The 14,909-nt window shown below is 58.1% G+C and carries 14 protein-coding genes and 3 tRNA genes; 6 read left to right on the top strand and 11 right to left on the bottom strand.

Annotated features, from left to right (window positions below):
- Positions 1 to 6: 6 nt before the first annotated feature.
- Positions 7 to 1,044, top strand: a complete 1,038-nt coding sequence (locus ACKPCU_RS12080; protein WP_321346982.1) for an imelysin family protein — start codon at positions 7 to 9, stop codon at positions 1,042 to 1,044.
- Between the two features lie 108 nt (positions 1,045 to 1,152).
- Positions 1,153 to 2,172 (top strand): DUF1513 domain-containing protein, encoded by a 1,020-nt coding sequence (locus tag ACKPCU_RS12075; protein WP_321346981.1) that lies wholly within the window; start codon positions 1,153 to 1,155, stop codon positions 2,170 to 2,172.
- Positions 2,173 to 2,194: 22 nt separating this feature from the next.
- On the opposite strand, the gene ACKPCU_RS12070 is transcribed toward ACKPCU_RS12075, so the two are convergent.
- Positions 2,195 to 2,527: a PilZ domain-containing protein gene (locus tag ACKPCU_RS12070; RefSeq protein WP_104739624.1), complete on the bottom strand. Its 333-nt coding sequence runs from the start codon at positions 2,525 to 2,527 to the stop codon at positions 2,195 to 2,197.
- Between the two features lie 230 nt (positions 2,528 to 2,757).
- On the opposite strand from ACKPCU_RS12070, the gene ACKPCU_RS12065 reads away from it, so the two are divergent.
- The gene (locus tag ACKPCU_RS12065) at positions 2,758 to 3,243 is read left to right on the top strand and encodes a copper chaperone PCu(A)C (protein WP_321351828.1); all 486 of its coding nucleotides are present in this window, start codon (positions 2,758 to 2,760) and stop codon (positions 3,241 to 3,243) included.
- On the opposite strand, the gene ACKPCU_RS12060 is transcribed toward ACKPCU_RS12065, so the two are convergent.
- The 3 genes from ACKPCU_RS12060 to ACKPCU_RS12050 all read right to left on the bottom strand — a co-directional run bounded on the left by ACKPCU_RS12060 (position 3,237) and on the right by ACKPCU_RS12050 (position 6,695).
- Positions 3,237 to 3,869 (bottom strand): trimeric intracellular cation channel family protein, encoded by a 633-nt coding sequence (locus ACKPCU_RS12060; protein WP_321346978.1) that lies wholly within the window; start codon positions 3,867 to 3,869, stop codon positions 3,237 to 3,239. The two genes, ACKPCU_RS12065 and ACKPCU_RS12060, sit on opposite strands and share 7 nt — an antisense overlap.
- A gap of 28 nt (positions 3,870 to 3,897) precedes the next feature.
- Positions 3,898 to 5,262: a glutathione-disulfide reductase gene (gorA, locus tag ACKPCU_RS12055; protein ID WP_321346976.1), complete on the bottom strand. Its 1,365-nt coding sequence runs from the start codon at positions 5,260 to 5,262 to the stop codon at positions 3,898 to 3,900.
- A 62-nt stretch (positions 5,263 to 5,324) separates the two neighbouring features.
- Complete coding sequence (locus tag ACKPCU_RS12050) at positions 5,325 to 6,695, bottom strand: UDP-glucose dehydrogenase family protein (protein WP_321346974.1); 1,371 nt, start codon at positions 6,693 to 6,695, stop codon at positions 5,325 to 5,327.
- A 230-nt stretch (positions 6,696 to 6,925) separates the two neighbouring features.
- On the opposite strand from ACKPCU_RS12050, the gene ACKPCU_RS12045 reads away from it, so the two are divergent.
- Positions 6,926 to 8,089 (top strand): sensor domain-containing diguanylate cyclase, encoded by a 1,164-nt coding sequence (locus tag ACKPCU_RS12045; protein ID WP_321346972.1) that lies wholly within the window; start codon positions 6,926 to 6,928, stop codon positions 8,087 to 8,089.
- Here the strand turns inward: ACKPCU_RS12045 and ACKPCU_RS12040 are convergent.
- The 7 genes from ACKPCU_RS12040 to gacA form a co-directional block, all read right to left on the bottom strand.
- Positions 8,086 to 8,259 carry a hypothetical protein gene (locus ACKPCU_RS12040; protein WP_170063107.1) on the bottom strand — a complete coding sequence of 58 codons (174 nt, stop codon included), beginning with the start codon at positions 8,257 to 8,259 and terminating at the stop codon, positions 8,086 to 8,088. The two genes, ACKPCU_RS12045 and ACKPCU_RS12040, sit on opposite strands and share 4 nt — an antisense overlap.
- Positions 8,260 to 8,387: 128 nt before the next feature.
- Positions 8,388 to 8,474, bottom strand: a tRNA-Leu gene (locus ACKPCU_RS12035).
- Between the two features lie 11 nt (positions 8,475 to 8,485).
- Positions 8,486 to 8,559: transfer RNA gene (locus ACKPCU_RS12030), tRNA-Cys, on the bottom strand.
- Between the two features lie 50 nt (positions 8,560 to 8,609).
- Positions 8,610 to 8,685, bottom strand: a tRNA-Gly gene (locus ACKPCU_RS12025).
- 193 nt (positions 8,686 to 8,878) lie between these two features.
- A complete protein-coding gene (pgsA, locus tag ACKPCU_RS12020) occupies positions 8,879 to 9,448 on the bottom strand; it encodes a CDP-diacylglycerol--glycerol-3-phosphate 3-phosphatidyltransferase (RefSeq protein ID WP_104739276.1) in 570 nt (189 codons plus the stop codon).
- Positions 9,449 to 9,478: 30 nt separating this feature from the next.
- A complete protein-coding gene (gene uvrC, locus ACKPCU_RS12015) occupies positions 9,479 to 11,311 on the bottom strand; it encodes an excinuclease ABC subunit UvrC (protein ID WP_321346969.1) in 1,833 nt (610 codons plus the stop codon).
- Entirely contained in the window at positions 11,308 to 11,952 is a 645-nt protein-coding gene (gacA, locus tag ACKPCU_RS12010; RefSeq protein ID WP_104739274.1) for a response regulator transcription factor GacA, read from the bottom strand. The genes uvrC and gacA overlap by 4 nt, the downstream gene beginning before the upstream one ends.
- 299 nt (positions 11,953 to 12,251) lie before the next feature.
- Here gacA and ACKPCU_RS12005 point away from each other — a divergent pair, with 299 nt between their 5' ends.
- Together ACKPCU_RS12005 and ACKPCU_RS12000 are read left to right on the top strand one after the other, a co-directional pair.
- The gene (locus ACKPCU_RS12005; protein ID WP_321346966.1) at positions 12,252 to 14,186 is read left to right on the top strand and encodes a DUF294 nucleotidyltransferase-like domain-containing protein; all 1,935 of its coding nucleotides are present in this window, start codon (positions 12,252 to 12,254) and stop codon (positions 14,184 to 14,186) included.
- Positions 14,183 to 14,893, top strand: coding sequence for a 3'-5' exonuclease (locus ACKPCU_RS12000; RefSeq protein ID WP_407651756.1), 711 nt, complete (start codon positions 14,183 to 14,185; stop codon positions 14,891 to 14,893). Before ACKPCU_RS12005 ends, ACKPCU_RS12000 begins: the two co-directional genes overlap by 4 nt.
- Positions 14,894 to 14,909 lie beyond the last annotated feature (16 nt).

Raw genomic sequence — 14,909 nt, 5'->3', positions numbered from 1 at the left:
CTGAACATGAGACTGACTGCTCCCCTGTTTATCCTGACAACCGCCAGCGTGCTTGGCATCAGCCTGAGCGTGCAGGCACAAGACACATCGCCGCGCGCTGCCTGGCACACCCAGATCGGGCATGGTTATCAGCAACTGGCGGACCAGACTGAACAACTGGCCAGCCAGGCCGATGCATATTGCGCCAGCCCCAGCGACAGCGGTCTGACTGAGGTGAAAACGCTCTGGACCAACGCTTTTGCTGCCTGGCAAGCGGTTCGTTTTGTCGATTTTGGGCCAATTGAGCAGAACACTCGCGCCTGGAAGTTCCAGTTCTGGCCCGATCCCAAGAACCTCACTGCCAGCAAGGCCAGTTACTGGCTAAAGCCCGAGCGTGAGAGCGTTACGGCGGCCGATCTGGCGCGCGACAGCGTCGCCATTCAGGGGTTTCCGGCAGCCGAGTACCTACTGTTTGATCCCAAGGTTAGCGATGGTGAGAATGCCTTGCCCAGCGCCCCATCCTGCCGGCTGCTAACGGCTATCGCGCACAATCTTGAGAACAACGCAGCCGAGCTGAGCAATGACTGGGGCCAGCTTCAGGCGCGATACCTGCAAACCGCCGACTACAACAACGGCACACTCATTTCGGCCATGCATGCGCTTGAGATCATGGCTGACTGGCGTATTGCCGCACCGCTGGGTGTGCGTGGTAACGGTAGGCCCAACCCTTACCTGGCTGACGCCTGGCGTTCCGGAGAGTCACTGAACATGATCAGGGCCTCCCTGCAGGGCATGGCCGATTACTTTGTGCCGGGGCTCAACGCACTGATGGCCGAGAACGATGCACTACCTCTGGCCGAAGAGTTCAGCGCTCAGTTGAACAAGACGCTGGGGCACTTTACTGGATTGCCATCCGATATCACCCCTTTGCTGCAGACCGAAGAAGGCGTCGCCAGCCTCAATGCGCTACTGGCAGATGTTCGCGCAACGGGGCAAATCCTGACCGGACCGATCGCAGCCAAACTCAGTGTTGTCCGCGGCTTCAACTCCAGCGACGGAGACTGATTGGTGCTTGATCGGCGCAGGTTCCTGAAGGCCTCAGTCGCCATCACCTCGGCGGGCGCGCTGGCTGCATGCAGCGGCCGCCTGCCATTTGCAGAGCGAAAGCCGGCCATGGAACTCATCAGTGCCGTCGACGACGATGCAGGACAGCATTACATCACGGGCGTTGATCGCACTGGCAAGACGCGCTTTCAGATTCCGGTTGCTGAGCGCTGCCACGGTGGCTGCGCTCAGCCGCACGGTGATCATGTAGTGATATTTGCGCGCCGCCCCGGCCGTCTCATGCACGTGCTCAATACCCGCACAGGACAACGTGAGCACAGCATTCATGCAGGTGATGGATTTCATTACTACGGACACGGCGTCTACAGCCCGGACGCGCGCTACCTGTACGTAACCATGAACAACTACGTCACCTCCGCCGGCCTGGTACGGGTCTATGATGCGCACGATGGCTATAGTGTCGTGACCGACTACGACCTCGCCGGCATCGGCCCCCACGAACTGCGCCTGCACCCGGATGGCAACACGCTGATCGTTGCACTTGGCGGGATAGAAACCCATCCGGACTATGATCGAATCAAGCTGAACCTGGATCGCATGGAGCCGGCGCTGATTCTGATGGACCGCCACAGCGGCGAGATTATTGCCCGCCACGTACCATCCCACCACCAGCTCAGCTGTCGTCATCTGGACGTTAGCCCTGAGGGCATCGTGATTGCCGGGTATCAGTATGAAGGCCCCGAATGGGAGTCGCCGCCGTTGATTGCACGGCTGGACACCCGCACCGGGGCGTTCACCGAGCTGGATTGGCCAGTAGAAGAGTTACTGCCGCTAAAAAATTATACGGCCAGCATTGCGATCAGCCACCACACACCCTATGCGGTTGTTACTGCGCCGCTGGGCGGTCTGGCTCTGATCATCAACTATCAGACTGGGGAGGTGGTACAGCGCGTGATGGTGAAGGATGTCGCCGGTGCGCTGCCGTACGGTGAGCAGGACTTTATCGTGTCGTCTGGGCTGGGCGGCGTTTTCGTACTATCCCCTGATCGGAATCAGGCCATGGCGCACGGCAAATACCCCGTACGTTGGGACAACCACCTGACTCCAGGACGCTATTTGAGCGCCTGACGTGCGTGTGGCCAGTCGCTGCTCAGCGGCTGGCCACCATCTTGGCAATGCATTGCCTGGACTCTTCCGGCAACGCGGTAAAATGCATACCGGTCCAAAACTGTTCTCCGTTGATACTGACCCGATTCCACAAGCTCTCGGCATCCAGCAAAAACTCCTTCACGCCGTTTAACGTCATCGGCAAATTGATCTGCAACGCAAAGGCCCTATTCAGGTCTACCGGGCGGCTGCTGAGCAGCATCAAGCCCTCCTCATGCAAGTCAACCACGCGCCCCAGATGATCCCCGGTCTCCAGATCAAACACTTCCAGACTGCTACTCACCAAATGCCGTTCCAACCGTCTGCGCTCCGTCATTTCGTGCTCGAATTCCTGTTGGGTCCGATGATGACACCATTACATCACCTGCCTCAGTGTGCTGGAAAAACATAGTGGCGAAAAGCTACATATGCACCTACTTTTACCAACCACGACACATTTCCACCATCGTTGCTTGCAATTGGTGCAGCGGCGCTATGTCACTTCTTCTAACGCCCCTTTTCGGGGTATGGTTCACTCACTATCCCGTTTCCTTCAAGGACTTCCATATGCGTTTCAATCGATTTTCACTGCTGCTGATTGGTTGCGCTCTTGCCCAGCTGGTAGACGCTCATGAGTTTGAAGCCGGCGAGTTACATATTGCCCATCCTTGGTCACGTGCCATGCCTCCAGCGGTGCCAACGGGTGCAGCCTATCTAGAGATCAGCAACCATGGCGCCGAAAATGACACCTTGTTGGGAGCCGACAGCCCAGCAGCGGACAAGGTTGAGATTCACGAGCACGTTCATGCCGACGGTTTGATGAAGATGCAGCAGGTGGATAGCCTGGTCATCGCCCCCGGAGAAACAGTCACCTTTCAGCCCGGCGCTTACCACTTGATGCTTTTCAACCTCAAGCAGCCGCTGAGCGCTGGCGAGCATTTCCCGCTGACGCTGCATTTCGCCGTGGCAGGTGATGTAGACGTAGTGGTAAATGTGCAGGCGGCAGACGAGCCGGCAACGCATGATGCTGGCTCAGGTCACGCACATCACTGATCTGAGCGGTTGCGATCCAGCAGGTGGAAGCGCGGCAGCGCCAGATGCCAGCGGATCGCAGCCAGTCGGATAGCCAGGACCAGTGCGATGCAAATGGCGGTAATTACGTCCTCGTGCAACGGCAGCGCCTGCAGCCCAATGTACGTGAAGGAGCCGATAATGCAGGCCGTTGCGTAAATTTCCTTGTGAAAGATCAGCGGAATTTCATTGCAGATGATATCCCGCATGACGCCACCTGCGACCCCAGTCATAACCCCCATGATGACCGCAGCGCTCACCGGGACACCGTAATTCAGCGCCACCTGGGTGCCGATCACGGTAAATACTGCCAACCCGAAGGCATCTGCCACCAACAGCCCGGTTTCATTGATCGGGCGCGTCAGCCGGACCCACAGCACGGTGCCGACAGCCGCCAGGCTAGCGACCAAAATGTACACATCGTTGCGAATCCAGCTGACCGGATGGTTACCCAGTATGGCGTCGCGAAGCGTGCCACCACCCAGAGCGGTGATGATGGCGATCACCAGCACTCCGAACAGATCCATGGATTTGCGCCCCGCCATCAGCGCACCGGTAATGGCAAACACCGCCACACCAAACAAATCGAAGGCGTAAAACCAGCTCATGTATGCAGCACTCCACAAGGAGCCGCGATCAGTCCTCGCGGCTAGGCGTGCGCATGGTAACAAACTCCTCGGCTGCGGTGGGGTGAATACCCAGCGTCGCGTCGAACACGGCTTTGGTCGCCCCTGCCTTCACTGCGACGGCCAGACCCTGAACGATTTCGCCCGCTTCCGGCCCAACCATATGAATGCCTAGAACCCGGTCCGTCTCCTTATCTACCAGCAGCTTCATAAGGCTCTGCTCGCTGCGTCCGGCCAAGGTATTGCGCATCGCTCGGAAGCGGCTCTCGTAGACTTTCAGCTTGTGCCCCTTGGCCCGCGCATCGTCCTCGGTCAAGCCGAGGGTGGCAATATTGGGGATACAGAATACGGCCGTCGGGATATCGTTGTAGTCGACCGGCAGATACTCTTCAGGGCGATACAGTCGACGCGCCAAAGCCATCCCTTCGGCCAGTGCCACTGGCGTCAATTGCACGGTGCCGGTGACGTCCCCAATCGCCAGCACCGCCGGATCAGAGGTCTGGTAGTGTTCGTCAACGCGGATGTTGCCCTTGTCGTCGAGCGTCACACTGGTGTTTTCCAGCCCCAGATCGTCGGTGTGTGCCCGACGCCCCGTGGCATAAAGCACCAGATCGGTTTCGATCTGGTCACCATTGGTGAGGGTCACGCTCAGCGACTGATCAGCATTGCGCTCAATGCGGGCGACGTCGCTGTTGAAGCGCAGCCGCACCCCTTTCTCGGCCAGCACAGAAGCCATGTGCTCTCGCACGCTACGATCGAAGCCACGAAGGAACAGATCCCCTCGATACAGCTGGGTAGTTTCGCAACCAAGCCCATGGAAAATACCGGCAAACTCGATGGCAATATAGCCGCCACCAACGACCAGTGCCCGCTTTGGCAGGCTATCGAGAAAGAAGACCTCGTTGGAACTGATTACATGCTCGTTGCCCGGGAAGTCCGGAACGTGGGGCCAGCCCCCTGTCGCAACCAAAATACGCTCGGCACTGTAGCGACGACCGTCGACTTCTACGTGATGCGAGTCGATGAATCGTGCCCGCCCTTCAATCAATTGCACACCCGCGGATATCAACAGGTTGCGGTAGATGCCATTCAGCCGACTGATCTCGGCATTCTTGTTGGCGACCAGCCGCGGCCACTCGAAACCGGGGGCAGCAATATCCCAGCCATACCCTGCGGCGTCGGCAATATCCTCGGCAAAATGCGCAGCGTAGGAAAACAGCTTCTTCGGCACACAGCCTACGTTGACGCAGGTGCCCCCCAGATAGCGATCTTCAGCCACTGCCACCCGGGCACCGAAGCCAGCGGCCATGCGACTGGCGCGTACGCCGCCGGAACCGGCACCGATAACAAAAAGATCAAAGTCATACTGGGACATGGGCTACCTTCCTGCCTGCGCTGAATAATGAAGTGCCCCAGCATACCGCAAAGTCGGGCTAATCAGACCACCTTGCGCAGTAGCGGCGCCGGGCTGTCCATGGGCACTCGGCCGACGCCCACATGCCGAAAGCCGAAGGTACCCAATACAGCGGGATCATACTGATTGCGCCCGTCGACGATGACAGGCTCGCGCATCAGGCGCGCCATCAGTGCGAAGTCCGGTTGCCGGAACTGTTTCCACTCGGTGATCAACGCCAGCGCATCGGCATCGTTCAGGACCGCATACGGGTCGCTGAATAACCGCAGCTGCCCGCGCGCGACAGCCTCCGGGTAGGCCTTGGCGATGTTCTCGCTGGCAATAGGGTCGAAAGCCTGCACACGAGCACCTAGATCCAGCAGCCCCTCAATCAACACCCGGCTTGGCGCATCGCGAATGTCGTCGGTACCCGGCTTGAAGGCCAGGCCCCAGATGGCAACGGTTTTGCCGGCCACCCCTTCGCTGTAAAGCTTGCGCAGCATACGCATCGGCCAGGTTTTCTGCGCCTGGTTACGCGCTTCGACTGCCTGCAGGATTGGCAGCTGCATCTCACGCTCCTGCGCCATATGCAGCATCGCGCGAATATCCTTCGGAAAACAGGAGCCACCATAACCGCAGCCGGCGTAAATGAAGTGGTGGCCGATACGCGGGTCCGCACCAATACCCTTGCGCACTTCCTCAACATCCACTCCCAGGCTTTCACACAGATTGGCGACTTCGTTGATAAATGAAATCTTGGTGGCAAGGAACGTGTTGGCCGCGTACTTGGTCATTTCTGCAGCGCGACGTGGCATGCACAAAATGCGATCGTGGTTGCGCACGAACGGCTCGTAAAGGCGGCGCATGGTGCGCTCCGCACTGACATCTTCCGCTCCCAGGATAATTCGGTCCGGGCGCATAAAGTCATCAATAGCCGCGCCCTCTTTGAGGAACTCGGGATTGCTGACAACGCTATGCCGCCAGTTCATACCGCGACGCTGGCAGTGCTGATCCAGAATAGATTGAACACGGCAGGCGGTGCCCACCGGCGCAGTCGACTTGCAAACGACAATGGTCGGCGACTCAAGTGAACACCCCAGCTGAGCTGCAACCTCAAGAATCTGCGAGATATCCGCACTGCCGTCAGCGGCTGAGGGAGTGCCCACAGCGATGAAAACTACCTCGCTATTGCGCAGCACCGGGTTCAGCTGGCTGCTGAAGGTCAACCGTCCAGCCGCGTGGTTGGTCTGCAGCAGCGCTTCGATACCCGGTTCAAAGATCGGAGATATGCCGCGGTGCAGCGCCTCGACACGCTCAGCACTGGTGTCGACACAGGCCACTCTATTGCCCATCTCGGCAAAGCAAGCCGCTGTTACCAGGCCGACATAGCCGCAACCAATCACCGTAATCTGCATGGTCAATTTCCTCACTGGCGTTGAGAAGAATTGCGCCATGCGGCTGTGACACTCAGGTTACCTGGCGGTTAATACTTGATGACCCGCGCAGACGCTGACACGAATCAGGCCCCGCACGCGGTAATCCCGCATAATCGCGGAAATGGGCGCAGAGTGAGCGCCATAGTTTCCCTATCTGATTAACAGGCAAGGGGATACAATCAAGCCGCGACCCATTTCCCGGCTAGGTCATGATGACGGGCTCTACACAGGAAAATTCGCACTGGATAGTGCGATTAAATTATCGGAATCGCACCGCTTCATTTGCCCTGCTGTTTGCGGCAATCGGTGTCTACTTCTATGGCGTTGCCCATAGCGGATTTGCGTGGGCGATGCTCGTCCTGCAGTTTCTGATTTACCCTCACCTGATGTATTTGCGTGCCAGACACTCGCGCTCGCCGCTGGCAGCCGAGCTGAACAACCTGCTGTGCGATTCGTTGCTGTTTGGCATATGGATCGGTTGGCTGGGGTTTCCGCTCTGGATCAGCTACACAATGGTCATTGGCGTGACCATCAATCTGATGGTGTTCAGAGGGCCGAAAGGCTTTCTGCAAGCCGCAGCAGCGCTGGCAGCAGGTGTGCTGCTGTCGCTCGCCATCCAGTCGCCCCAACTTGCGCATTACAGCTACTGGCCGTCGGACCTGCTCTGCATTGCCGGACTGACGCTATACCTGATGATGGTAGGCAATGTCGCTTTCACGCGAAATGACCGGATACGCGAAACACGGGACCAACTGCACAAAAGCCAAAAGGCGCTGCAGCAGGCAAACCAGGCTCTGCAAAGGCAACTGGAAGAAAACACGTTGCTGCAACAGCAACTGCGTGAGCAGGCTGACCGGGATCCGCTGACCGGCGCCTATAATCGTCGATACTTCGATGTCAGCATCAACAGGGAGCTGAGCTTCTGCCAACGGCATGAACAACCACTGTCGCTGGTGCTGCTCGATATCGATCACTTCAAGTCCGTCAACGATGACCATGGTCACCAGGCCGGCGACCTGCTGCTGGTGGCCCTCGCAAACCTGCTGCACCAGCACTCAAGGGCAAGTGACATTGTCTGCCGCTTTGGCGGAGAAGAGTTTCTGATCGTATTACCGAATACCGACTGCACAACGGCGAAAGAGCGCGCCGAACAGTACCGCGTGGCGTTCGCTGCAGCCGGGGTTACCTGGCTTGATCAACCTGTCAGCAGAACGCTTTCGGCCGGAGTTGCCTGTTTTCCAGCACAAGCCAATGATGCGGCAGGTCTTATTCACTGTGCAGACGTCGCGCTCTATGAGGCAAAGAAGTCAGGACGCAACCGCGTGGTGCCCTTCAGCGAAGAGACACGCGAGGCGACTCATCCGTCTTCCTAGAGCGCCAAGTTTTGTGGGATATAGTAGAAAACCAGCGCAATCATACACAGCGCCCCACCCCACATCAGCGCCACCCCCGATCGCGTTTCTGATCTGGAGTAACCACCACCAATCAGCATGACGCCCAGCGTAAAGATGGCTACCGTAACCCAGAACTGTTCGCCGCTCATGAACACCCTCCCGTATTGATTGCTGAGAGTATAAGCGATAATTGGCATGACCAAGCTGACGCAGGTCATGCAGAAACAGCTCTGCGGGGGGCTTCAGAAGGGATGCTGATTCGCGCTTGGCGAGATATTGGTGCCCGGAGCCGGGGTCGAACCGGCACGACCTAAAGGTCGAGGGATTTTAAGTCCCTTGCGTCTACCAATTTCGCCATCCGGGCGAAGAAAAGATTGGAGGCCGAGGTCGGAATCGAACCGGCGTACACGGATTTGCAATCCGCTGCATGACCACTCTGCCACCCGGCCTCAAAAGGGAAGCTATTGTGCTGTGGATGACGTCAGCACAATATACAAACTGGAGCGGGAAACGAGACTCGAACTCGCGACCCCGACCTTGGCAAGGTCGTGCTCTACCAACTGAGCTATTCCCGCTTAAAAAGCGTTACTGCTTGACCGTGTGGAGGTGATACCCCGTAAGGGCGTGCTCTACCAATCGATCAGTTCTCGCTAATCGCCTCTGCAGTACCACGCTGGGTGGTCTGAACTTGCTGAGCAGTTCACTGCATCGGACGGCGCTCATTCTATCCATCTGCGCCGGCCTGTCAAGTTGTTGATTCAAAAAAAGTTATTTGGGGGAATTTTGATCACTATCGGGGCGCAGGTGCGGCCAGGCAGCCAGCAGATAGACCACCATCGACCACAGGGTCAGTACGGCAGACATTGCCAGCAGAATGTACCCGACTATTACCCATAGCGTGAGCTGCGGCGGGTTGGCCAACAACACGACCAGGGCCACCATCTGCAGCGCCGTCTTGTATTTACCCAGTTGGGAGACTGCGACTTGTGCTCTGGCTCCCATCTCCGCCATCCACTCACGTAACGCAGAAATAACCAGCTCACGGCCGATGATAATTGCCGCTGGCGCAGTCACCCAGAAGTTGGCGTGGTGCTGAACCAGCAGCACCAGCGCAATCACGACCATCAGCTTGTCCGCGACCGGATCGAGGAACGCTCCAAAGGGAGTGCTTTGCTCCAGTTTGCGCGCCAGATAGCCGTCCAGCCAGTCGGTTACACTCGCCAGCGTAAACACCAGCGCCGCCGCAATGTAGCTCCAGTGGAACGGCATGTAGAACAGCAGGATAAAAATGGGGATCAGCGCAACCCGGATGAGGGTCAGAATATTTGGAATGTTCATGGTTTCCGCGGCCTTGTACGAGCAACCATTCTAATCGCTATGCAGGACCGCATAAATCTGTTCCGCGAGTTTTTTACTGATGCCAGGCGCCTTTGCTATTTCCACCGCACTGGCCCGCTTCAACTCCTGCAAGCCGCCAAAATGTTTCAGTAGTTCGCGCCGACGTTTTGGCCCCACTCCCGGGATACCCTCAAGGCTTGAGCTGGTTCGCGCCTTGCCTCTGCGCTGGCGGTGACCAGTGATGGCAAAACGGTGCGCCTCGTCCCGAATATGCTGAATAAGGTGCAACGCTGGCGAGTGGCCTGGTAGCACCAGCTCGTTATCGGGGGTATTGAGAAAGAGAGTCTCCATGCCTGCCTTGCGGGTAACACCCTTGGCAACGCCCAGCAGTGTCAGATCGTGAATAGCGAGTTCCTGCAACACATCACGCGCCATGTTCATCTGCCCTTTGCCGCCATCAACCAGCAGGATATCGGGCATCTTGCCCTCACCTTCCTTGATCCGCGAGAAACGGCGCATCAACGCCTGGTGCATTGCGGCATAGTCGTCTCCTGCGGTAACGCCCTCGATATTGAACCGGCGATAGTCGCTCTTGAGTGGCCCTTCCGGGCCAAACACCACACAAGAAGCCACGGTAGCCTCACCGCTTGAGTGACTGATGTCGTAGCACTCAAGGCGAGTCGGCAGTTCATCCAGTTGCAGCGCCTGCTGCAGGGCTTCAAATCGTTGCTGGACATGCTGACGGTTGCTCAGCAGGCTGGCCAGCGACTGCTCGGCATTACTGCTTGCCAACTCCTGCCAACGTCGCCGCGTACCGCGTACCCGTGGACTGATGCTGACGCTAAAGCCACGCGCCTCACTCAATGCGCTGGTGATGACCGCAAAGTCATCGTGCTCGGCGTTGACGATGATTTCCGCCGGCACCTCGCGCTCGGCCGTCCCCAGATAATATTGAGGCAGGAATGCAGCAAGCACTTCGCCCGGCTGCTGCTCGATCGGCACCCGTGGAAAGTGATTTTTGCTGCCCAGGACCCGGCCATGGCGCACCATGATGACGTGAACGCAGGCCCCTCCAGGCGCAACGGCGGCTGCGACAATATCAGCGCTACCCTGCTCGGTATCAATATTCTGCTGATCCTGCACCCGGCGCAGCAGGGCGATCTGATCACGCAACTCGGCAGCACGCTCAAAATCAAGCGCCATGGACGCCTGCTCCATTGCTGCTGTGAGTTCGTCATTCAGCGCATTGCTCCGCCCTTCCAGAAACATCACCGAGTGACGAACATCCTCCGCATACTCCGCCGCATCAACCAGCCCCACACACGGGGCCTTACAGCGCTTGATCTGATACTGCAGGCACGGACGGGTACGGTTGCGGTAATAGCTATCCTCACACTGGCGAACAAAAAAGGCCTTCTGCAACAGGTTAAGGCTCTCGCGAATCGCACCCGCGCTCGGGTAAGGCCCGAAGTACCGCCCTTTGGCACGCTTGGTTCCCCGATGCAGCCCTAGCCTTGGAAAGTCGTCATTGCTGGAAAGGAACACATAGGGGTAGGACTTATCGTCCCGCAACAGGATGTTGTACGGCGGGCGATTAGCCTTGATCAGGCTCTGCTCCAGCAGCAGCGCTTCGGTCTCGTTGGCAGTGATCGTCGTGTCGATCTGCTGGATGCGAGCAACCAGCGCTTCAGTCTTTGGGCTGAGGCCGGTCTTGCGAAAATAGCTGGAAAGGCGTTTTTTCAGGTTGCCGGCCTTGCCGACATACAGCAGCTCACCCTCAGCATCGAACATCCGATACACGCCGGGCTTGCTACTGGCCGAGGCCAGAAAGGCCTTGGCATCGAATTCGGGAAGCGTAGTCACTGCCGGCTTGCGTCTACCATGCCGTGGCGAACAGCTAGGAGGGTCAGCTCCACGTCGCTGGTGACACCCAGTTTCTCGAAGATCCGATAACGGTAGGTATTGACGGTCTTCGGACTCAGGCAGAGCTTGTCGGAAATGCTCTGAACCTTTTCGCAGCTGACGATCATCAGGGCGATCTGGATTTCACGTTCGGACAGGCAGTCGAACGGTGAGTCGCCGCCGGGATTAAACTGCTTGAGTGCGAGCTGCTGGGCAACATTGGGGCTGATATAGCGTTGACCAGAGTGCACCTGACGTATCGCCGAGACCATTTCATCGAGGGCTGCGCCCTTGGTTACGTAACCGGCTGCACCCGCCTGCATCAGGCGTGTCGGAAAGGGTTCTTCATCACAGACCGTGACGGCGATCACCTTGACGTGCTTGTCGTACTGCACCAGCTTGCGAGTGGCCTCAAGCCCACCGATACCAGGCATGCGCACATCCATCAGGATGACGTCCGGTTTGAGTTCGCGAGCGCGGGTGACGGCAGTTTCACCGCTGTCAGCTTCACCGATGACGGAGAGTCCCGGGACGTCACTCAGCATACGACTGATGCCCATGCGTACCAAATCATGGTCATCAACCACCAGTACCTTGATCAAGCCCTACCCCTTGAACAAACCGAACCGTGTTACCCCGCCAACGGCGGAGGCGGCATCCCAGCACGCTGCCTTACTATACTGAGCGAACGCGACGCACATCGATTACCGGCTACTGTCATCGGCAACTGATGATCGGCGTCTTTTAGGCGCCACAATAACAAAATGACCGGTCAGATGAAATCACTTGTCCACGGACTTGCGAGCGGTGCCCAAACTCTGCAGAGGATCAACAACCAAGGTCGGATGGCAGTCACCGTCGACTCACGCAATACTGGCTGTAAACACGAGGCGAAGCGCCAATGAGCAAAGATGACAAGTTCACCCAGGCTGGCAAAACCGCAGTGATGCAGAACATCCAGGGCATCATCGGCTTTCTGCTCGGCTACCCGCCATTCAACCTGATGGAACAGGGGCATCTGGCCTGGCTTGTTGAACACGCACAACTGCGCTTCTTTGCTGCTGGCGACCCCATTATTCAACCGCAGGACGGTCCGGTTCAGCACTTCTTCATCGTCAAACAGGGGCTTATACGCGGCGAACGGGTCGTGCCTGGCAGCGACGACCCAGACACCACTTTTGAGATCGGCACTGGAGAGTGTTTCCCCCTCGCGGCACTGCTGGGCGAACGAGCTACCCGGACACTTCACCGCGCAGCGGAAGACAGCTTCTGCCTGACAGTCAAGCGGGACGACTTCGTTACCCTGTTCAGTCAGTCAATGCCGTTTAGAGACTTTGCCCTGCGCGGAGTCAGTAGCCTGCTGGAGCAAGTCAATCAACAGGCGCAGAAGCAGGCGAGCGAAACCCTTGGATCACACTACTCGCTAGATACCCGCCTGGACGGCCTGATTGCCCGCGAGCCCATTCACTGCTACCCCACAACCTGCATTCGTGATGCCGTCAAACAAATGCATGAGGCCGGTGTAGGTAGCATCGTCATCACTGACCAGCAACAGGCCCCCACGGGCATCTTCACGCTGCGCGACCTGCGTGCCCTCATTGCCAACGATGCCGCGGACCTGAATAGCCCCATCAGCGACGTAATGACACCGCAACCGGCGGCACTACCCTCCTCTGCCAGCGCCTTCGACGCGGCTATCGCCATGACCAGGCGGCACATTGCACACATCTGCCTAGTAGACGACGGCAAGCTCACGGGTGTTGTTTCCGAGCGCGACCTGTTCTCGCTGCAGCGGGTAAACCTCGTGCACCTGGCACGCATGCTACGGCAGGCGGAAAGCGTAGAACGTCTGTGTGAGCTGCGCGGCGACATTCACAAGCTGGTCGACAGCATGCTCGCGCACGGCGCGTCCTCAGGTCAGATAACCCGCATCATCACGCTATTCAACGATCACACGGTATGTCGTGTGATCGAGCTCAGTGTCGAGGCACACGGTGATCCCGGCATTCCATTCAGCTGGCTGTGCTTCGGAAGCGAAGGACGGCAGGAGCAGACACTGCATACCGATCAGGACAACGGCATTTTGTTTACCGCCGTTTCCGCTCAAGAAACAGAAGAACGCCGTGCGCGCCTGCTGCCATTAGCAGCGCACATCAACAACGCACTCGCCGAATGCGGTTTCAGTCTGTGCAAAGGCAACATCATGGCCAGCAATCCCGAACTGTGCCTATCAGCCCACGAATGGCGAGAAAGGTTCTCACGGATGGTGCGCAGCACCACACCAGCAAACCTTCTCAGCTCATCAATCTACTTCGACTTTCGCGTGGTCTGGGGTGACAAACGCGCACCGGAACAGCTGTTTGCGGACGTGCTACGTCAGATCGGCGGCAATACCCTGTTCCAGCAACAGATGGCACAGAATGCGCTGCTCAACCGTCCGCCAATCGGGCGCCTGCGCGACTTTGTGGTAGCGCGTAGCGGTGCAGAAAAGGACACCCTCGACACCAAGGTGCAGGGGCTCAGCCCATTCGTAGACGGCGCGCGGCTGCTGGCGCTGGCCAACGGGATCAGCGTCGCCAATACCCTGGAGCGGTTACAGCAACTGCGCGAGCGTCGAGTGCTCGACCCACAAGACGCTGACGCCTATATCGAAGGCTATCAGTTCATTCAATTGGTGCGCATGCAGCAACATCAGCAGCAGGAGCGCGACGGCCGACCGTTCAGCAACCGGCTCGACCCGGAAAATCTCAACCAGCTGGACCGGCGCATTCTGCGCGAGTCGTTCCGGCAGGCAAAACGGCTGCAGGCCAGCCTTGCGCTGAGATACAACCTGTGAATCCCCTTGGTTGGCTGACTTCACGCAGGCGCGGGCTGACGGCTGAGCAACAACAGCGCAAAACGGCCCTGCCAGCCCACCAGCCGTTTGACAGTACGCTGCTATCCGATTGCCGTTTCGTCGTTATGGACTTGGAAACAAGCGGCCTTAACGTCAACCGGGACCGGATTTTGTCGGTCGGCGCAGTGGTCATTGAAGGCGGCCTGATCGATCTGGGCACTCAATACGAATGCACGCTGTATCAGGAGAATCACCGGGTAACGGAGTCGGTGCTCATTCACGGCATTGCGCCCAGCGCAGTTGCCGAAGGCGTCGCGCCGGCAGACGCACTGCTGGATTTTATGGACTTTGCTGGCCAATGCGTGTTTGTCGCCTTTCACGCCGCATTCGACCACCGCATGCTGCAACGGGGCTTGCGGGACGAGCTGGGCCAGCGTTTGCGCCATCGTTTTCTGGATGTCGCAGAACTCGCGCCCATGCTCTGTCCTGGTGCCAGCAGCCGACAAAGCCTCGATGAGTGGCAAAGTCACTTTAAGGTAGTCAACCAGCAGCGTCATCACGCGGCGGCTGACGCACTGGCAACGGCCGAGCTGATGCTCATTCTGCTCTCACTGGCTCATCGCGAAAATCTCACGACGCTAGCCGACCTGGAATCAAGACTGCGTCACTGGCGGCGACTGAGGCAAGCCAGAATTGGCACCATGTAGCGACATAAACGGGCAT

It is taken from the genome of Halopseudomonas oceani (assembly GCF_963677335.1).
Lineage (GTDB): Bacteria > Pseudomonadota > Gammaproteobacteria > Pseudomonadales > Pseudomonadaceae > Halopseudomonas > Halopseudomonas oceani.
This window is presented reverse-complemented; position numbering and strand designations above follow the sequence as displayed.